At 59.2% G+C, this 18,326-nt stretch carries 16 protein-coding genes and 1 tRNA gene; 10 read left to right on the top strand and 7 right to left on the bottom strand.

Going from position 1 to position 18,326, the window contains the following annotated elements:
* The first annotated feature begins 5 nt into the window (after positions 1-5).
* The 7 genes from B3520_RS01095 (at position 6) to B3520_RS01065 (ending at position 5,431) form a co-directional block, all read left to right on the top strand.
* Positions 6-1,877: a glycoside hydrolase family 2 protein gene (locus tag B3520_RS01095; RefSeq protein WP_286807059.1), complete on the top strand. Its 1,872-nt coding sequence runs from the start codon at positions 6-8 to the stop codon at positions 1,875-1,877.
* Between the two features lie 37 nt (positions 1,878-1,914).
* On the top strand, positions 1,915-2,202 hold the full coding sequence (locus B3520_RS01090) for an oxidative damage protection protein (RefSeq protein ID WP_024462030.1): 288 nt from the start codon (positions 1,915-1,917) through the stop codon (positions 2,200-2,202).
* A gap of 12 nt (positions 2,203-2,214) precedes the next feature.
* Positions 2,215-3,132: a lipid kinase gene (locus B3520_RS01085; protein ID WP_286807057.1), complete on the top strand. Its 918-nt coding sequence runs from the start codon at positions 2,215-2,217 to the stop codon at positions 3,130-3,132.
* Positions 3,129-3,581, top strand: a complete 453-nt coding sequence (locus B3520_RS01080; protein WP_286807056.1) for a hypothetical protein — start codon at positions 3,129-3,131, stop codon at positions 3,579-3,581. Before B3520_RS01085 ends, B3520_RS01080 begins: the two co-directional genes overlap by 4 nt.
* 111 nt (positions 3,582-3,692) lie before the next feature.
* A tRNA-Phe gene (locus tag B3520_RS01075) sits at positions 3,693-3,768 on the top strand.
* A gap of 417 nt (positions 3,769-4,185) precedes the next feature.
* Positions 4,186-4,392 carry a cold-shock protein gene (locus B3520_RS01070; RefSeq protein ID WP_024462033.1) on the top strand — a complete coding sequence of 69 codons (207 nt, stop codon included), beginning with the start codon at positions 4,186-4,188 and terminating at the stop codon, positions 4,390-4,392.
* Positions 4,393-4,558: 166 nt separating this feature from the next.
* On the top strand, positions 4,559-5,431 hold the full coding sequence (locus B3520_RS01065; RefSeq protein WP_286807054.1) for a mechanosensitive ion channel domain-containing protein: 873 nt from the start codon (positions 4,559-4,561) through the stop codon (positions 5,429-5,431).
* A gap of 28 nt (positions 5,432-5,459) precedes the next feature.
* Here the strand turns inward: B3520_RS01065 and mtnN are convergent, their stop codons facing one another.
* Complete coding sequence (mtnN, locus tag B3520_RS01060; RefSeq protein ID WP_286875139.1) at positions 5,460-6,311, bottom strand: 5'-methylthioadenosine/S-adenosylhomocysteine nucleosidase; 852 nt, start codon at positions 6,309-6,311, stop codon at positions 5,460-5,462.
* Between the two features lie 361 nt (positions 6,312-6,672).
* On the opposite strand from mtnN, the gene B3520_RS01055 reads away from it, so the two are divergent.
* Positions 6,673-7,713: a purine-nucleoside phosphorylase gene (locus tag B3520_RS01055; RefSeq protein ID WP_286807051.1), complete on the top strand. Its 1,041-nt coding sequence runs from the start codon at positions 6,673-6,675 to the stop codon at positions 7,711-7,713.
* Between the two features lie 57 nt (positions 7,714-7,770).
* Here B3520_RS01055 and B3520_RS01050 read toward each other — a convergent pair whose 3' ends face one another.
* From B3520_RS01050 to B3520_RS01025, 6 genes are read right to left on the bottom strand one after another with little or no spacing between them, the layout of a single operon-like run.
* Positions 7,771-9,126: an 8-oxoguanine deaminase gene (locus B3520_RS01050; protein WP_286807050.1), complete on the bottom strand. Its 1,356-nt coding sequence runs from the start codon at positions 9,124-9,126 to the stop codon at positions 7,771-7,773.
* Positions 9,123-9,845, bottom strand: a complete 723-nt coding sequence (locus B3520_RS01045) for a TetR/AcrR family transcriptional regulator (RefSeq protein ID WP_265366732.1) — start codon at positions 9,843-9,845, stop codon at positions 9,123-9,125. The genes B3520_RS01050 and B3520_RS01045 overlap by 4 nt, the downstream gene beginning before the upstream one ends.
* Before the next feature lie 44 nt (positions 9,846-9,889).
* Positions 9,890-10,948, bottom strand: a complete 1,059-nt coding sequence (locus B3520_RS01040; protein WP_286875137.1) for a BMP family ABC transporter substrate-binding protein — start codon at positions 10,946-10,948, stop codon at positions 9,890-9,892.
* Positions 10,949-10,983: 35 nt separating this feature from the next.
* Entirely contained in the window at positions 10,984-11,910 is a 927-nt protein-coding gene (locus tag B3520_RS01035) for an ABC transporter permease (RefSeq protein ID WP_286875136.1), read from the bottom strand.
* 9 nt (positions 11,911-11,919) lie between these two features.
* Positions 11,920-12,996 carry an ABC transporter permease gene (locus B3520_RS01030; protein ID WP_286875133.1) on the bottom strand — a complete coding sequence of 359 codons (1,077 nt, stop codon included), beginning with the start codon at positions 12,994-12,996 and terminating at the stop codon, positions 11,920-11,922.
* Entirely contained in the window at positions 12,986-14,530 is a 1,545-nt protein-coding gene (locus B3520_RS01025; RefSeq protein WP_286875130.1) for an ABC transporter ATP-binding protein, read from the bottom strand. The genes B3520_RS01030 and B3520_RS01025 overlap by 11 nt, the downstream gene beginning before the upstream one ends.
* Before the next feature lie 190 nt (positions 14,531-14,720).
* Here B3520_RS01025 and xdhA point away from each other — a divergent pair, with 190 nt between their 5' ends.
* Together xdhA and xdhB are read left to right on the top strand one after the other, a co-directional pair.
* A complete protein-coding gene (xdhA, locus tag B3520_RS01020; protein WP_286807043.1) occupies positions 14,721-16,184 on the top strand; it encodes a xanthine dehydrogenase small subunit in 1,464 nt (487 codons plus the stop codon).
* The coding region (gene xdhB, locus B3520_RS01015; protein WP_286875128.1) for a xanthine dehydrogenase molybdopterin binding subunit at positions 16,177-18,326 on the top strand (2,150 nt) is incomplete at its 3' end. The genes xdhA and xdhB, both read left to right, overlap by 8 nt.

The raw sequence follows: 18,326 nt of genomic DNA, 5'->3' as shown, positions 1-18,326 counted from the left end.
TTCAGATGAAAACGATAATAATGACCGCTTTGAGCACCCTGTTTGGGCTGACATCGCTGGCGGCATCGGCAACGGAATTTGAGCCCTTTCAGACCTACACCCGGCCGGCCCTGCCGTTGAACGGGGAGTGGAAAATTATCGTCGACCCCTATGAAAACGGCTATTACAACTATCGCTACGAGCCGTTTGACCAGATGGACAATCCGCCGCGCAGTGCCTATTTTCGTGATGCCAAACCGCGCCACTCCGGCGAACTGATCGAATATGACTTTGACGCCTCCGAGAGCCTGACTGTGCCGGGGGACTGGAATACCCAGAAAGAAAAACTGTATTACTACGAAGGCTCCATCTGGTATCGCAAACTGTTCAATGCGCCCACGACCGAAGGCAAGCAGCGCACGTTCCTGCATTTTTCCGCAGCGAATTATCGCGCCGATGTGTACCTCAATGGCGAAAAGCTCGGGCACCACGTCGGCGGTTTTACCCCGTTCTATTTTGAAACCACCGGCAAGCTGAAGCCCCAGAACAACTCTCTGGTGGTGAAGGTGGATAACAGACGCGAGCGTGACGGTGTGCCCACTCTTAACACCGACTGGTGGAACTATGGCGGCATCACCCGAAGTGTGCGCCTGCTGGTGACTCCCGAAGTGTTCGTGCGGGATTACAAAATTCAGCTCAATGACCACAAAACCGGGGAGCTGTCCGGCTACGCGGTGGTCGATGGTGCCGGCGCCGGTCGGGAAGTGCGCCTGACTCTGCCGCAACTCAACATCGATGTCCGGGCCACCACCAACGCCGAGGGTATTGCGACCTTCAGCGCTCAAGCTGTGGGTGCCCAGCTGTGGTCGCCGGACAGCCCGCGCATGTATCAGGTCATTGTGCGCACGGGCAACGACCGGCTGGATGACGAAGTGGGGCTGCGCACCATTGAAGCCGAGGGCAAACAGTTGCTGTTGAACGGCAAACCGGTTTTCCTGCGGGGTATTTCCCTGCATGAAGAATACGCCGTGGACGGCGGTGGTCGCGTCACCTCCGTGGAAGAAGCCCGCAAGCAGCTGCAGTGGGCGCGCGACCTGAATGCCAACTTTGTGCGCCTGGCACATTACCCGCACAACGAACACATTGTCCGTCTGGCAGACCAACTGGGCGTCATGCTCTGGTCGGAAATTCCGGTGTACTGGACCATCAACTGGGACAGCGAAGAGACCTACCAGAATGCCCAGGCGCAACTGGAAGAAATGATCGGACGGGACAAAAACCGCGCCTCGATCATCATCTGGTCACTGGCCAATGAAACGCCGGTGAGTGAGGCGCGCAATCGGTTCCTGACCCGTCTGGCCGACCGGGCCCGTTCCCTGGACAGTAGCCGCTTGATCAGCGCCGCCATGGAAAAGCACTACGACCCCGAGAATCCCGAGCGTGCCATCGTGGAGGATCCCCTGGCGGAGTTGATGGACATTGTCAGCTTCAATCAATACATCGGCTGGTACGATGGATTACACGAAAAAGCCGAGCGGGTCACTTGGCACATACCCTACGACAAGCCGGTGTTTATCAGCGAGTTCGGAGCCGGTGCCAAGCAGGGCCTGCAGGGCGACTCCAACACCCTCTGGACCGAGGCCTATCAGGCCGAGTTGTACCGCAAAACCCTGGCTATGCTCGACAAGATCGATGGTTTTGTCGGTACCTCACCCTGGATTCTGGCGGATTTCCGCTCGCCGCGTCGTACGCTGCCGGGAGTTCAGGACGACTTCAACCGCAAGGGCCTGCTGTCCGAAACCGGCGTACCCAAGGAGGCCTTTGGCGTGCTCCGCGAATACTATCGTCAGCGCGCTCTGGAGCGGGTCACTGTGGAAAAGGCCGAACAGAGTGAGTAGTATCCCGGCCACATTGAAGGCTTAGGAGGCACGCCGTATGTCCCGCACCGTATTCTGTCGCAAGTACCAACGTGAGCTGGAGGGCCTGGAGCGTCCTCCACTGCCCGGCCCCAAAGGGCAGGACATCTATGACAACATCTCCCGCCAGGCCTGGCAGGAGTGGCTGGCGCATCAGACCATGCTGATCAATGAAAAGCATCTGAATCTGATGGACATGGGTTCGCGCACTTACCTGAGCGAGCAGATGGACAAGTTTCTCTCCGGGGACGATTACGACAAGGCCGAAGGCTACGTCCCACCCAGTGACACCGACGGCGCATCCTGACGGACGCCCCCGATGGCCAGCGCCATTCGCACCCTGTTGATCATCAACCCCGGCAGCCGTCGGGGTTCCGAGGCGACGCTCGATGAAGGGGTCGAGCGCCTGCGCAGCGCCGGATTTGAGGTGGAGCTCTACCTCTCAAAGGGGCCGGAACAAAGCCGCCGGGCGGTGCGCGAGCGCCGCGAGCAACTGGATCTGGTCATCATGGCCGGGGGCGACGGCACCATCAGCTCCATGGCCCAGACCCTGTATGAATGCCAACTGCCGCTGGCGATCCTACCGCTCGGTACCGCCAACGACCTAGCCCGCACCCTGGGGGTGCCTCAGGAGCTGAACGCCGCCTTTGACGTCATTGCCGCCAACCCGCGTCGCCGAATCGATCTGGGCGTGGTCAACGACCAGTATTTTTTCAATGTGGCGAACCTTGGCCTGGGGGTGCAGGTCACAGAAGAGCTGACCGATGAGGTCAAGAAACAGTGGGGCGTGTTCAGTTACCTCAGAGCGTTCTTCGCCGCGCTGCTGCGCCGTCGTCAGTTCCGCGTCCGACTGACCGTCGATGGCCAGCGCCAGAAACTGCGCTCCATCCAACTGGCGGTGGGCAACGGCCGTTACTACGGTGGCGGTAACGTGGTCCGGGATTGCGCCAGCATTGACGATGGCCTGCTGTCGCTGTACAGCGTACGTCCCCTGGGCGTCTGGGAGCTTCTGACGCTGGCGCCGCTGCTGCGCGAAGGCCAGTATGACCTGGACCACCGGGTCGTGACCGCGCGGGGTCAGCGGATCGAGATAGAGACCCGTCCGACCGGTATGTCGATACACGCGGACGGCGAGCCGGTAACCGCCACGCCGGCACAGTTCCACTGTATCCCCGGTGCGCTGGAAGTGGTGGCACCGGAGAACAATGCTTTTGAAACCGACAGGCCAATGCTATGAATCTGCTCAGAACCGATCTGCAAACCGCCCTGCAAAACCTGCACGTTGGGGTACAGGAAAGCGCGGACAACCTGCGCGACCTGGCGGAGTTCATTGACGATGATGACGTGGCGGCCCTGTTTTCAAGCCTGGCCGATGCCCGCGACAGTCTGTCCGACGGCCTGGCCGACGCCATCCGCGACGCCGGCGACCTGCCGGCGGCCCCGAACAGCGAAAAAGAAGCCGGTGAACACCTGATCCACCGCATCAGGGCCCTGTTCTCCGCGGACCAGACCGTCAGCCTGATTCGCCAGTGCCTGGAGGCGGAAGAACACCTGCATCAGGTACTGACCGTCTGCGACGCCCTGAACCCCGAGGCGCCTTATCCCCACTGGCGGGAAAAAGTGAGTGCCCACTTGGACGAAAGCCGTGCTCAACTGGAGCAGTGCCTGAAAAAACATGGCGGTTAGGCATCAGTCCTCAGGAATTTGCCAACCCCTCTTGACTCATTGAGCCTGAAACGGTTTAATACGCGCCTCTTGTCGCCGAGCCCCCGGGGCTGGCAGACCAAGACAAGAAAAGCCCGGATAGCTCAGTCGGTAGAGCAGTGGATTGAAAATCCTCGTGTCGGTGGTTCGATTCCGCCTCCGGGCACCATACAAAACCCCTCGCCTGCAAAGGCGGGGGTTTTTTTATGGTGCCAGGTGGCTGGATGAGAGCCACCGCCTGGTTCGACAAAATTGTCTGGAACAATTTTGGACGCCCGAAGGGCGGGCCGCAGGCCGAGCCCCATGGATGGGGCGAGCATTCCGCCTCCGGGCACCATACTTTGAAAAAACCCCGTTAGCCCCCATGGCTGCGGGGTTTTTTTTATGCCCAGCCATCCAAAAAGTCTTGACGCCGGCTGTAGAACAGATACTATGGGTCCTGCTAGAAAGCTTGTTTTATATTTATGCACAACCATTTCGATTCCTGCCTGTAGCAAGTCGTCCTGTCCGTCATAAGTAATAGCACCATTTCCAGCACAACCGACCCTCGGGTCATCTACACATTTTGATTGATTAAGGTAAGACTATGTCTACAGTTACTGGTACCGTTAAGTGGTTCAACGAAGCAAAAGGTTTTGGTTTTATTGAGCAGGAGTCCGGTCCGGACGTTTTCGCTCACTTCAGCGCCATTCAGGGCACTGGCTTCAAAACCCTGGCCGAAGGCCAGAAAGTAAGCTTCACCGTGACTCAGGGCCAGAAAGGTCCTCAGGCGGAAAACATCCAGCCTATGTAAGCGATTGTCGCTTCGTTAGGTCGCTTGCCCCTCGAGGCAAGCAACGAGAAACGGCGCTCCTCGGGGCGCCGTTTTTTTATGCCCGGTGTTCATGGCTTTGCCGCCGGATTTGCTACACTGCGCCCATTACCGATGCCCGCGTCGGGCGTAAGATCAGGACACCACCATGCTGGAAACCATTGGTATCAACCCCGCCGAACTGGCCGCCTCGGAAACGCTGCTGAAGCTGCTGATCAGCACAGCGTTGCTGATCACCGTGGTGGTGGTAGTGCGGGCGCTGTCCGCCCGCTACATCCGCCGCAACGTCGCCTCCATGGAGTTGCGCCGCCGCTGGCTGGTGCACTCGCGTAACGGCCTGCTGCTGTTCATGCTGCTGGGGTTGATCATCATCTGGGGGGAAGAGCTGCGCACCCTGGCACTGTCGGTGGTGGCCATCGCCGTGGCGTTTGTGGTGGCCACCAAGGAGCTGATTCTGTGTGTGACCGGCTCCATTCTCAAAGCCGGGGCTGGGTCCTTCAACATCGGGGACCGCATTCAGGTGAAGGACTTTCGCGGCGATGTGATCGACCAGAGTCTGCTCGCGACCACCATTCTGGAAGTGGGCCCGGGCAAGTTGACCCACCAGCGCACCGGGCGGATGATCGTGATTCCCAACGCCCTGTTTGTGGCCGAGCCGGTGATCAACGAAAGCTACACCCACGACTATGTGCTGCACGTGTTCACCATCCCCTTCAAGCGCACCGCCAACTGGCAGGCCGCGCAACAGGCGCTGTTGGCCTCGGCCAATGATCACTGTGCGTCCTATCTGGCCGAGGCCAAGCGCTATCTCAAAAGACTGAACGAATATCGCGGCCTGGACGCCCCCTCGGTGGAGCCACGCATTACCCTGCAGATGCCGAGCGCCGAAGAAGTTCACCTGGTGGTGCGCATCCCCGTGCTGACCGACCGGCGTAGCGCGATCGAGCAATCGATTCTGTCGGAGGTGTTCACGCATGCCGAGCTTCTTTCCCAAAAAACAGAGGACTGTCCCGCCAAATGATCCATCATCGGAGGCCGCAGTGCGTTGATCAAAGGTATTCAAGTAGATGCAGGGAGAACTTGGCCGCCTCCCGGGCAGCGATTGGGCCCAAGCGCAAGTAATCGTTGTTGGGCTCTTCCTTGGCCAGGTTGCTGCCGGAGCGGATGATCAGATAGGGCACCCCGAAGGTCTCGCACACATGCCCCAGGGGGGCGGATTCCATCTCCATAATGTCGGCCTTGAACTTCTCCCGCAGTAGTGTGAGCCGACGTTCGGTCACCCCGAACAGATCCGATGAGGTCACCACCCCAAAGCGGACAGTGTTTTTGTAGGTGTCGTTGTTGGCACTGACAGTTTGCGCGGGATAGGTTTCCATCGCCTTCTCTGCCAGTTTCAGAAGATTCCCACTTGGGGTAAATTCATTCTCCACTTCTTTGCCGTCGTCCGGGCTGTTCATGGGGCGGTAGGTCATGCCACTGGATGTCAAGCTACCGTAGTCGTGCTCATAGGTATGGGTGGCCACCACCACATCACCGGTTCTCAAATCCGGGTTCACACGGGCGCCGGTACCGGTCATCAACACCAGACGGGGGCGGAACTCCCGGAGAAAAAGAGTGGTGGTCATGCCAGTGTAGGTTTTACCGATACCGGTGATGGCCACCACTACCGGTTTGCCGTGCAGCGTTCCCTGCCAGTAGGGGATTCCCCACAGGCTTTTCTTTTCCGGGTCCTTCAGGGCATCGGTCAGTACCGGAATTTCCTGAGGGACGGCGCCGAGAATGACGATGGTCTCCGTGGGCTCGTACACCAGATCGGTGTTCGCATGACTGAGAGTTGAAAGCAGCAAAAGGCATAAGACCCCGAAGGTCGCCCGTAAAAGGGATGAGGAAAGTATCATCATAGTGGCTTCTCGTAGTGTGTTGGTAAAAAGCGGGGAGCACTGGATCGTCACGTCGATATGGACCATCAGAGCTCAACTCCGGTGCGTCTTGTGCATGACAGCAATTTCTGTACCCAACCTTAATTTACCTGACTGGATCGTCAAAAAATGGGAATTGATAGCGTCAATGGCCTGGGGAATGAGCAAAAAAGGCGCTCCTTGTGATGTTGCTGCCCACAAACTGTGCGATTTCTGTCGGGCCTGGCGAGCGTTCCGGCGCATTTGCCGAGACGTTTCGCGGCCTTCCGCAATATGTTGTCCAATTGGACAGTATTTTGCATAAGCCATCCTGATCTTTTTCATCCAACAGGAGAGGTAGCTTGTGCAAACATTGATTCTGCGTTCGGGGCTGTTGATGGCCGCGTTATTTATGTCTTTTGCCGCCCAGGCGGCGATTCCGGTAAAAGTGGTAGTGGTCGCCATGTTCGAAAATGGTGAGCTGACGGGAGACGAGCCTGGGGAGTACCAGTTCTGGATTGAACGGCTGAAGCTCGAGAAAGTGGACTTTCCCCTTGGAGCTCACGATCTGCATGTCAACGACGACGGTGTGCTCGCGATCTGCACCGGCGGTGGTGTGACCAACGCCACCGCGTCCATCATGGCGCTGGGTCTGGATGATCGTTTCGATCTGTCCAATGCCTATTGGGTGATTGCGGGTATTGGCGGTGGCGATCCGCTGGATGTATCGCTGGGCACGGGGGTATGGGCCAAACACGTAGTGGATGGCGATCTTCTCTACGAGATTGACGGTCGGGAAATTCCCGACAGTTGGGATTATGGCCTGATTCCACTGGGTGCCAAAGAGCCGAATCAGGAGTCCACCGGTTGGACGGTGGATACCATCTCCTACGATCTGAATTCGTCCCTGGTAGATTGGGCCTATGAATTGACCAAGGACCATCCGGTGGCGGACACGCCTGGGCTGAAAAGCTTTCGCGAACATTATGAAGGCTACCCCAATGCGCAACGACCTCCTTTCGTTACCATAGGCGATACGTTGGGGGCCAGCACCTATTGGCACGGTGAGTTGCTCAACAAGTGGGCCAATGATTGGGTCAAGCTGCATGCGGGTGATGATGCCAATATGGTCACCACCAATATGGAAGACAACGGCACCCTGACCGCGCTGCACCGACTGGCAAAAACCGGCCGCGTGGATACTGATCGGGTGTTGGTACTTCGCACTGTCAGTAACTTCAGTCTGCAGCCGCCGGATAAAACAGCGGCCTGGAGCACCACCGCGCCTTATCCGGATGACAGTCTGCCGGCTTATGAAGCGGCTTTCGGCCTGGGCAATCGCGTCGTGCAGACGCTGTTGAAGGGATGGGGCACCTACGAGGACAAAATTCCGGGAGCGCTTTAGCGCATTCTGACCGGGGTCGCGCGTGCGGCCCCTTCAATCGGTCTTTATCGACGTCAGTCAGGCCGCTTTGTCGCGAAGACGTTGGGCTGCCTGCGTATGCTCGGCAATAATCCGGTCGATATCATTGTCAATCAGCTCGCCAGCCTTCACTTTCCAGCGCCCTCCCACCATGACGAAGTCCGCTCGATGAGCCCCGCACAACAGCAGTGCCGCAACTGGGTCCCCGTGCCCGGAGAAGCGTGGTTTCTCCAGACGAAACAGTGCCAGGTCGGCCTGTTGTCCTTTTGCCAGCGTCCCCAGTTCCGGTCTCTGCAACAGGGCCGCGCCACCGCTGGTCGCCATGGTTAACGCATCCCGGTGACTGCATCCCGCTGCGCCGTAAGTCAGCTTCTGCATCAGCATGGCCTGGCGCGCCTCCTGAATCATGTTGGAGCCGTCGTTCGAAGCCGAGCCGTCTACCCCCAAGCCCAAGCGCACCCCAACGTGGCGCATCTCCTGCGCCCGGCATTGGCCCGAGCCCAGCAGCATGTTAGAGCTGGGGCAGTGGCATACGCCCACCCCGCTGCCCGCCAGACGTTGAATTTCGCCATCGTTGAAGTGAATACCATGGGCGAGCCAGACGCGCTCGTTCAGCCAGCCCACGCTGTCCAGATAGTCCACCGGTCGCTGGTTGAAGCGATTCAGGCAGAACTGGTTCTCGTCTTCGGTTTCCCCAAGGTGCGTATGCAGCAGCACATCTTTCTCGACTGCCAGTTGGGCGCTCTCACGCATCAGATCCGGAGTCACTGAAAACGGCGAGCAAGGCGCCAGAGCAATTCTGCAAAAGGACTCGGGGCGCCGGTCGTGATAGCGGTCAACCAGTCGCCGGCTTTCACTCAGAATGCTTGCCTCGGTTTCCACCAAGAAGTCCGGTGGCAGCCCCCCTGCTGATTCGCCAAGGCTCATGGAACCGCGTGTCAGCGTGACCCGCATGCCGATGCTGTGTGCGGCCGATACCTGAGTATCAATGGCGCGGGGCAATAGCGTGCTGAATACGTAATGATGATCAGCAGCGGTGGTGCAGCCGGACATCAATAGCTCGGCCAATGCCAGTCGGGTTGATGCATAAATGGCATCATCGTCAAGGTTCGTCCACACCGGGTAGAGCGTCTGTAGCCAGTCGAACAGACCTTTGTTCAATGCGGGGGGAAAGGCCCGGGTCAGGGTTTGGTAAAAATGATGGTGGCAGTTGATCAGGCCGGGAAGCAGCACATGGTTTGAGGCATCGAATGTCTGATCATAGGCGGTGGCGGGCTCTCGGCCTTTCGCCACCAGCTCGACGATGTGGTTGTCTCGCACCACCAACCCGTTGTCGGCGTTCTCCCCTGTGCCGGTCCAGCATGCCAGCGGGTGGCGCAGCCATAGAACGCTCATGACTCGGCTTCATCCAACGCGGTTTGCGCCGCCGGCCGCGCGGGGGGCTCAAGGCCGCAGCCGCGCAAGATCAACTGACTCAGAAAATCGGAAATATCGCGGATCATATCCGGTTCGTACTCCGCCCGGTTCATGATGGTGAGTACCTGAGTGTCGAAGTCGGCGTAATGCTGAGTGGAGGACCAGATCAGGAAGATCAACTGCATGGAGTCCACCTTCGCCATGCGCCCCTGCTCGATCCAGGTATCGATGACCGCCGCCTTGCGTCGGACCCATTGACGCATTTCGGTGCGAATGTAGTCTTTTAAATGCGGTGCGCCCTGAACGATTTCCATGGCGAACAGCTTGGATGCGCGAGGGTGCGTGTAGGACAGCTCGACCTTCTTCCGGATGAACTCATCCAGTACCACCGCCGGATCATCCTTTTCGGTAATTTCGTCGAAAAAGTTGTTCCACAGATGGATCAGGTTATCCAACACCGCAATGTACAGGTTGGACTTGCTCTTGAAATAATAATGGACATTGGCCTTCGGAATCTGGGCTCGATCGGCGATGGCCTGGATGCTGGTACCCCGGTAGCCGTGTTGAACAAACTCTTCCTCCGCCGCCTTGATAATATTGGTCAGGTTGCGGTCCCGAATTTTCCCCGCCCTGTACTTGCCGGTCGGGGTTTCGTTGGGGTCGAAGTCCATCGCGTTTTCCAGTGCTTTATTGACCATTGTTATCATGTTCTCCGTTGTAGGGCTCTGATTCCCTGTTGCCTTTATCCGTCGGTGCCTTTTACGTACCATTCCAGCTCAAGCAGATCCTCGTCGCTCAGCTCTTCACCCTCTTTCACCATCAGCTCACCGGCCTGATTGTAGATCGGGCCTTCAAAGACGGCATGCTCGCCATTGATGATCTGCATTTTAACGCTATTGACCTTTTCAACAACCCACTCGGGCACCGCGTCGTTAAACGGCGCCACATCCACGACGCCTTCCTTCAGGCCATGCCAGAGGGCGGTCGGTTCCCAGGTGCCGTCAATTACGGCCTGAATCTTGGAGCGATAAATGCTTTCCCAGTGCATCACCGCCGCGGTCAGGTGGGATTTGGGACCATAGCTGCTCATGTCCGAATTGAAGCCTACGGAGTAGACGCCGCGTGCCTCGGCCGCCTGAATCACCGCCGGCGAGTCGGTATGCATGGTCAGCACATCCACGTTCTGCAGGATCAGGCTGTCCGCCGCTTCACGCTCCTTGGCCGGGTCGTGCCAGGTATTGATCCACACCACTTTAACCGTGGCGTCGGGGTTGGTCACCTGCGCGCCCAGGGTGAAGGCGTTGATGCCACGGATCACTTCGGGAATGGGGAAGGCGGCCACGTACCCGATCTGGTTGGTGTCGCTCATGGCACCGGCAGTCATGCCGGCCAGGTAGCGCGCCTGGTAGGCCCGGGCTTGATAGTTACCGACGTTGCGCGCGGTCTTGTAACCGGTGGCGTGTTCGTACTTCACTTGGGGAAAGCGCCGCGCGACTTTCAAGGTCGGGTTCATGTAGCCGAACGAGGTGGTGAAAATCAGATCGTGGCCACGGGCGGACATGTTGCGGATCACCCGCTCGGAATCGGCCCCTTCGGCGACGCTTTCGACGTAGGTAGTTTCGATTTTGTCTCCGAACTCTTCGGCCACAATTTTTCGCGCCCGGTCGTGCATGTAGGTCCAGCCCGCATCGCCAATGGGACTGACGTAGACAAAACCGACCTTGAGCGGTTCGGCCGCCTGGCTGGCCAGGCTCCAGCCCAACAGGGCGGTGGTGAGAGCCAGTAGGGGTTTGAGTTTCATACGGTTATCCTCGTTAAGGGCAAAGCGAAAGTCGGTTACTGTGGTGGGTGGTACGGCTGCCCCAGGGAGCGGGGGGCGAACAACCCTTTCGCGCCCTTGCGGCTCATCATGAACACCAGCACCACAATGGTGACGGCATAGGGCAGCATCGCCAGCAGATTGGAGGGCACATCGTAGCCGAAGCCCTGCAACAACAGGTGCAGAATGCTGGCAAAACCGAACAGCCAGGCGCCCAGCAGAATGCGCTCGGTGCGCCAGCTGGCGAATACCACCAGAGCCAGGGCGATCCAGCCGCGCCCGGCGGAGATGCCTTCGGCCCACATCGGTGTGTAGGACAATGAGAGGTAAGCGCCGGCCAGCCCCGCCATGGCGCCGCCAAACAGCACCGCCGCGTAACGCACCACCAGAACCTTGTAACCCAGAGCGTGGGCGACCTGTGGGTTTTCGCCCACGGCGCGGATGATCAATCCCAGCCGGGTCGAGCGCATGGTCCAGAACACCAGGGCGAACAGGGCCAGACCCAGATAGACCATCAGATCCTGGCCGAACAGGGCGGGTCCGATGAGGGGGATTTTGTGCAACAGCGGTAGCTCGACCCGGGTCATTCCTTCAATGGACTGACCCACATACTCGGCTCCGAGAAAGGCGCTCAGTCCGGTCCCGAAAATGGTCAACGCCAGACCGGTGGCCACCTGGTTGGAGATCAGCGTCAGTGCGACGAAGGCGAAAATCAGTGAGACCAGAGCGCCCGTCAGAGCCCCGACAATAACCCCCAGCAACAGAGAGTCGGCGCTATAGGCTGCGATAAACGCGCAGGCCGCCCCCACCAGAATCATTCCTTCCTGGCCCAGGTTGAGTACCCCGGAGCGCTCTGAAATCATGGCTCCCAAGGCGACCAACAGCAGCGGCGTACCCGTACGGACGGTGGCAAACAGAATATTTTCAAGCAATGCGAGATCCATAACGGGCCCTCAAGTGGTCGCGACACCGGTTGCTCGTCCGTTGAGAACAAGCCGGTAGTGGATGAGCAGGTCGCAGCCGAGCAGAAAGAACAACAGCATCCCCTGGAACAGGCCGGTGATGGACTTGGGCAGACCGAGATCGATCTGGGCCATTTCGCCCCCGAGGTAGGTCAGCCCCAGCAGCATGCTGGCCAGCACGATGCCCACCGGGTGCATACGCCCCATGAACACCACAATGATGGCGGCGTAGCCATAGCCCAGGGACAGGGTCGGGATCAGTTGCCCCACCGGCCCGTTGGTTTCGGAAATGGCGGCCAGGCCTGCCATGGCGCCACTGAACAACAGCAGAAACCAGATGATGGCGCGACTGTTAAAACCGGCGAAGCGGGCGGCATTGCGGTTTTCTCCCAGCACCTGCAACTGAAAACCCAGTAGCGAACGGGCCAGCAGGACCCAGATCACCACCACCATAAACAGCGCGATAAACAACGCGACGGTGACCCGGTAGTCGAACGACAGCAGTGGCAACAGGGTGTGCTCGGCAAACAGGGCCGACTCCGGAAAGTTGAAACCGGCCGGGTCTTTCAGTGGCCCGTGAACGCCCCAGAGCAATAGATTGACCGCGATGTAGTTGAGCATGATTGTGGTCAGAATTTCATTGGTGTTGAAGTGCGTGAGCAACAGCGCGGCGATGCCGGCCCAGGCCATGCCGGCGAGCACGCCGCTGAGCAGAATGACCGGCAGAACCCAGAAGCCTTCTACTTCGGTCAGTTGCAGGGACACGGCTCCGCCGATCAGGGCGGCGAACACAAACTGCCCCTCCGCGCCGATGTTCCAGATTTTGGCTTTGAAGCAGAGTGTCAGCCCGGTGGCGCACAGCAGCAGGGGCGTGACCTTGACCGCCAGCTCGGACCAACCGTAGGTGTCGCGCAGCGGCTCGATAAAAAAGATCATCAGGCTGGCGACGGGGGCATGGCCCAGCGCCGCGAACAACAATCCCCCGGCGATCACCGTCAGCACCAGGGCCAGCACCGGCGACAGGTAGACCATCGTCTGAGAGGGCTGCAGTCGTTTTTCAATGCGCATGGGCGACCTCCCCCTGTCCGTTCCCGAAGGCACCGGTCATCCACTCGCCCAACTGCTCCAGCGGTACCTCGGCCTTGGGCCGGATCGGCGACAGCCGGCCCCCACAAAGGGCTCCCAGTCGATCCCCCAGCAGATAGAGTTCATCCAGATCCTCGCTGATCACCAGCACCGCGGTGCCGCGATCACGCAGTGCCACCAGTTCTTTGTGAATATGGTTGGCGGCCCCCACGTCCACCCCCCAGGTCGGGTGAAAGCAGATCAACACTTTGGGCTGCTGTTCGATCTCCCGGCCGATAATGAATTTCTGCAGATTGCCGCCGGAGAGGCTGCCCGCCATTGACGCGGGCCCGGTGGCTTTCACCCCATAGTCCCGGATGATGTCGGCGGCGCGTTGGCGCACGGCGGGCCAGTTCACAAGTGAGTGGCGAACGCCGTGGTTTACATAGCCGGTCAACAGTTGGTTCTCGGTTAGTGACATTGAAGCCACCGAACCCCGACCGACCCGGTCTGCCGGCACTGTGCCCAGCCCGCGTCGACGCCGAGCGACGACGCTGCAGCCGTCCAGGGGCGCCTCGTCCAGAGTAAGCGTGCCCCGGTCGGGTTTGAGTTCGCCGTTGATCAGGTCCACTAGTTCGTCCTGCCCGTTACCCGCGACGCCGGCCAGACCGAGAATTTCGCCGGCCTTCAAGTCCAGGCTGATATCGTGCAGATGAATGGCGAACTGACTGGTGGGCCTTACCTCTACCTCCTGTAATTTTAGGCGTACTGCCCCGGTATTGCCGGGTGGCAGGTCGTGATCCAGAACCAGCTCATCCCCGAGCATCAGTTTGGCCATATCACCGGCGCTGGTTTCCGATGGAATGCAAGAACCGGTTACTTTGCCCCCACGTAGAATGGTGGCCCGGTCACACAATGCATTCACTTCGTGCAGTTTGTGGGAAATGAACAGAATGCTGCACCCTTTGCGGGCAAGTTGCTTGAGAACATCAATGAGCTGGGCCACCTCCGGAGGGGTGAGCACGGCGGTGGGCTCGTCCAGAATCAGCAACTGAATATCCTGCAGAAGGCAGCGGATGATCTCCACGCGCTGCTGTTCACCCACCGACAGGGTGTGCACTTGCCGGTCCGGATTGATCGCCAGGCCATATTCCTCGCCCACCGCCACAATGCGCTGGCGCAACGCGCTCATGGAACCGTATTCCGCCTGAGTCAGGTACAGCGCGATATTTTCCGTGACGGTCAGAGTGTCGAACAGCGAAAAGTGCTGAAACACCATGCCCATTCCGAGCGCCCGGGCCTGGGCGGGTCCCTCGATCGACACCTCCTTATTGTTCCACAGCACCTGACCGGCATCGGGCTTGACCACGCCATAGATCATCTTCATGAGGGTGCTTTTGCCGGCGCCATTCTCCCCCAGCAGTGCGTGAATTTCACCGGCCGCGACTTTGAGGTTCACCGTGTCGTTGGCAATGCAGCCCGGATAGGCTTTGGTGACACCGATCAGTTCCAATCGTGTTGCTTTCTCTTGAGACATAAACCTGACTGTTTAGACAAAAATGGTTTCAAGGCTAAAGCAAGGAGTATGCCATTGGCTGATTTTGAGGCGATCCGCAGGACATTTAAAAAAAATTGTCTGTCTGGCCAGATTTTTGCTTTGTACCAGTGAGACAGGGTTTGGCGAAAGCGAAAACCCGCCTGAATCAACGTCCACTGGAGGACTTATCGTGCGTTTGGTTGTCAACAAGGTCTCGGTCGACACCGGCCCCCAGGCGCCGGAGATGACACTGCTTCGCTTTCTGCGCGAACAGCGGCGGCTGACCGGTACGAAAGAAGGTTGTGCCTCGGGTGACTGTGGTGCCTGCACCGTCATGCTGTTAGAGCAGGGGCCGCAGGGCCCGGTCAGTCATACTGTGAACAGCTGTATCTGCCCGCTGGGCAGTGTGGCCGACCGGGAAGTGATCACGGTTGAGGGCTTGGCGGTCGAAGGGGCTCTGCACCCGGTGCAGGAGGCCATGGTCGACTGTCACGGCTCCCAGTGCGGCTTCTGCACGCCCGGGTTTGTGATGTCGCTGGCGTCGCTGCACTCGGAACAGGCCACGCTGCTGGCGGGCGATGACCGTGAACAACGCCACCGCATTCTCGATGCAATTTCCGGAAATCTGTGCCGTTGCACCGGTTATCGTCCGATTGTGGAAGCCGGTTCTCAGGCTCTTAAAAAACCTGCCCGATTGGCCAATATTGTGCAGAATGAGGGTGAGAGTGCACCGTTTGCGAGCAGTGAGGCGTTGTCCGACGGGGACTCAGGCTATCATCGTCCCACCTCGGAAGAGGCGCTTCAGCAACGGTTGCTCGACGAACCCCACGCGCGCCTGATCGCCGGCGGGACTGACCTGATGCTGGAGGCCACTCAACTTTACCGCTCGTTTGAAACGCTGATCGACCTCAATGCCATCGAGAGCCTCAAGAAGGTTTTGGTGACCGACGAGCGCATCGCTGTCGGGGCTGCCGTCACCTACACGGAGCTGGAGCGGACCCTCGGAGCCCGTTCCTCGGAGTTGATGCAGATGTTGAGCCGCCTGGGGTCGCGCCAGATTCGCAATCGCGGCACCATCGGCGGCAATATCGGAAATGCTTCCCCCATTGCGGATATGCCGCCCTATCTGTTGGTACTGGAGGCGGAGCTGATCATCCGCAATGGTCGCGGCGATGAGCGACGGGAAAAGCTGACCGATTTTTACCTCGATTACAAAAAGACCACGTTGGCACCGGGAGAGTACCTGGCGCAAGTGGTGTTTGAGCGGGCCGCCTTTGACGAACCGCTCAAGCTGATCAAGCTCAGCAAACGTTACGAGGACGATATCTCTGCGGTCATGGGAGCGTTTCGCTGGCGCGCTGACGGCTCTCTGGTCATTGCCTATGGCGGTATGGCCGCCACACCCAGGCGCGCGCTGGAGACCGAGGCGCTGCTCAACCAATCGAACTGGCAGCGCAAGGGCGAGCTTGATGAGGCGGCGCTTGATCGGGCCTGTGAACAGTTGTCCCACGAATTTACACCCATGACCGACGTGCGTGCTTCGGCGGATTACCGTATGGCCATGGCCGGCAGTCTGTTGCGCAAAGCCTGTCGGGCTCTGGCGGCGGCGCGTGCCGGGAAGGCCGTGGAGCCGGGGGTATTCACTCATGCGTAAGTTGACCGACCGCCGCCCGGAAGACAGTCCCGCCGCGCTCGCCTCGGGCCGGGCCGTGGCTCATGAATCCGCGCGCAAGCACGTGGCCGGCGCTGCCCGTTATATTGATGATCTCCCGGTGCCGGTCGATCTGGCATACGTTGCTATCGGCCAGTCGATTCAAGCGCATGCGCGCATCAAGCGTGTGGATCTGAGCCGCGTCAGAGCTGCCACCGGGGTTCTCGATGTGGTGGTGCAGGCCGACATTCCCGGCAAGATTGACGTGGCGCCGGTGTACGGTGGCGATCCACTGCTTGCGGGCGACGAAGTGGAATATGTGGGCCAGCCCATTTTTGCGGTGGCGGCCACCAGTCAGGAAGCCGCGCTGCGGGCGGTGGCCCTGGCCGAGGTGGAGTACGAGCCCCTTGTCGCCCATCTGACGGTAGAGCAGTCGATCGCTGCGGACAGCTACGTTCTGCCGGAACATCATTTGATGATGGGTGACCCCGACGGCGAACTGATGCGTGCGCCCCACCGGATCGAAGGCGAGATCTACGTGCGCGGCCAGGAGCACTTTTACCTCGAAGGTCAGGTGGGGCAGGCCAGTCTCACCGAGGATGGCGGCATTCATGTCATCAGCTCGACCCAACACCCCTCCGAAATTCAGAAGTTGGTGGCGGAAGTGTTGGCGTTGCCCTTTCATCATGTGGTCGCCGAAGTCCGTCGCATGGGCGGCGGGTTCGGTGGCAAGGAAAGTCAGGCGGGCCCGCTGGCGTGCCTGTGTGCGCTTTTCGCTCACCGCCTGCGTCGGCCGGTGCGTTACCGGATGCCGCGTCGGGACGACATGGTCCAGACCGGCAAGCGCCACGATTTTCTCAACCGCTGGCAGGTCGGCTTTGACGATGACGGACGCATCCAGTCCGCCAAAATGGTGTTGGCTGGCAAGTGCGGTTATTCCCCGGACCTGTCCGAAGGCATTGTCGACCGGGCGATGTTTCATGCCGACAACGCCTACTACCTGAACAGTGCTTCCATCCTCGGGTTGCGTTGCAAAACCCACACGGTTTCCAACACCGCCTTTCGGGGTTTCGGTGGCCCCCAGGGCATGATGGCCATAGAAACCATCGTCGAGGATATCGCCCGGGCCCTGGGCATGGATCCGCTCGATGCGCGCAAGACCAACCTGTATCAGCCGGGACGCGATGAAACGCCTTATGGGCAGACCATCGAACAACATATGCTCGTGGACCTGATGGAGCGGCTGGAGGAAAGTTCAGACTACCGCGTCCGCCGCGAGGCCATCACCGCGTTCAACCGGACCCCCGGTTGTCTGAAAAAAGGCCTGGCATTGACGCCGGTGAAGTTCGGTATTTCCTTTACCGCCAAGCATCTCAACCAGGCCGGTGCTCTCCTGCAGATTTACACTGACGGTACCGTGTTGATCAATCACGGCGGGACCGAAATGGGGCAAGGGTTGTACACCAAAGTTCAGCAAATAGTGGCCAATGCCTTCGGCCTGTCAGTGGAACGCGTGCAGGTCAGTTCGACCCGGACCGACAAGGTGCCCAACACCTCGCCCACGGCGGCCTCATCCGGCACTGACCTGAACGGCATGGCCGCCCGTGATGCCTGCGACCGGATCAAGTCGGATCTTCTCGCATTTGCCGAGAGTCACTATCGGGTTTCTCCGAACACAGTACGTTTTGAAAACAATCGTGTATATCTTGATAAAGACCCCGTGGCGTTTGAGGACTTTATCAAGGCGGCCTACCTAAATCGCGTGCCGCTGTTCTCCACCGGTTACTATCGCACTCCGAAAATTCACTACGATCGGACCACCGCCAAAGGTCAGCCATTTCTGTATTTCGCCAACGGCGCGGCGGTGTCAGAAGTCACCTTGGATACCGATACCGGTGAGTACAAAGTCAACCGGGTGGATATCCTCCACGATGTCGGTCAGTCCATTAACCCTGCCATTGATATCGGGCAGATTGAAGGCGGCTTCATTCAGGGGATGGGTTGGCTCACCACCGAGGAGCTGCTGTGGGATGATGCCGGGCGGGTGATCTCCAACAGCCCGGCCAACTACAAAATTCCCACCGCCTTCGATACCCCGGAAGTGTTCAACGTGGCGCTCTACAACCGGCCCAACATCGAGGAGAC

The sequence above is a fragment of the Marinimicrobium sp. UBA4509 genome (assembly GCF_002388575.1).
GTDB lineage: Bacteria > Pseudomonadota > Gammaproteobacteria > Pseudomonadales > Cellvibrionaceae > Marinimicrobium > Marinimicrobium koreense.
This window is presented reverse-complemented; position numbering and strand designations above follow the sequence as displayed.

Coding starts and splice junctions, on each gene's coding strand:
- B3520_RS01095 (WP_286807059.1), top strand. CDS start 6: ATGAAAACGATAATAATGACCGCTTTGAGCACCCTGTTTGGGCTGACA.
- B3520_RS01090 (WP_024462030.1), top strand. CDS start 1,915: ATGTCCCGCACCGTATTCTGTCGCAAGTACCAACGTGAGCTGGAGGGC.
- B3520_RS01085 (WP_286807057.1), top strand. CDS start 2,215: ATGGCCAGCGCCATTCGCACCCTGTTGATCATCAACCCCGGCAGCCGT.
- B3520_RS01080 (WP_286807056.1), top strand. CDS start 3,129: ATGAATCTGCTCAGAACCGATCTGCAAACCGCCCTGCAAAACCTGCAC.
- B3520_RS01070 (WP_024462033.1), top strand. CDS start 4,186: ATGTCTACAGTTACTGGTACCGTTAAGTGGTTCAACGAAGCAAAAGGT.
- B3520_RS01065 (WP_286807054.1), top strand. CDS start 4,559: ATGCTGGAAACCATTGGTATCAACCCCGCCGAACTGGCCGCCTCGGAA.
- mtnN (WP_286875139.1), bottom strand. CDS start 6,311: ATGATGATACTTTCCTCATCCCTTTTACGGGCGACCTTCGGGGTCTTA.
- B3520_RS01050 (WP_286807050.1), bottom strand. CDS start 9,126: ATGAGCGTTCTATGGCTGCGCCACCCGCTGGCATGCTGGACCGGCACA.
- B3520_RS01045 (WP_265366732.1), bottom strand. CDS start 9,845: ATGGTCAATAAAGCACTGGAAAACGCGATGGACTTCGACCCCAACGAA.
- B3520_RS01040 (WP_286875137.1), bottom strand. CDS start 10,948: ATGAAACTCAAACCCCTACTGGCTCTCACCACCGCCCTGTTGGGCTGG.
- B3520_RS01035 (WP_286875136.1), bottom strand. CDS start 11,910: ATGGATCTCGCATTGCTTGAAAATATTCTGTTTGCCACCGTCCGTACG.
- B3520_RS01030 (WP_286875133.1), bottom strand. CDS start 12,996: ATGCGCATTGAAAAACGACTGCAGCCCTCTCAGACGATGGTCTACCTG.
- B3520_RS01025 (WP_286875130.1), bottom strand. CDS start 14,530: ATGTCTCAAGAGAAAGCAACACGATTGGAACTGATCGGTGTCACCAAA.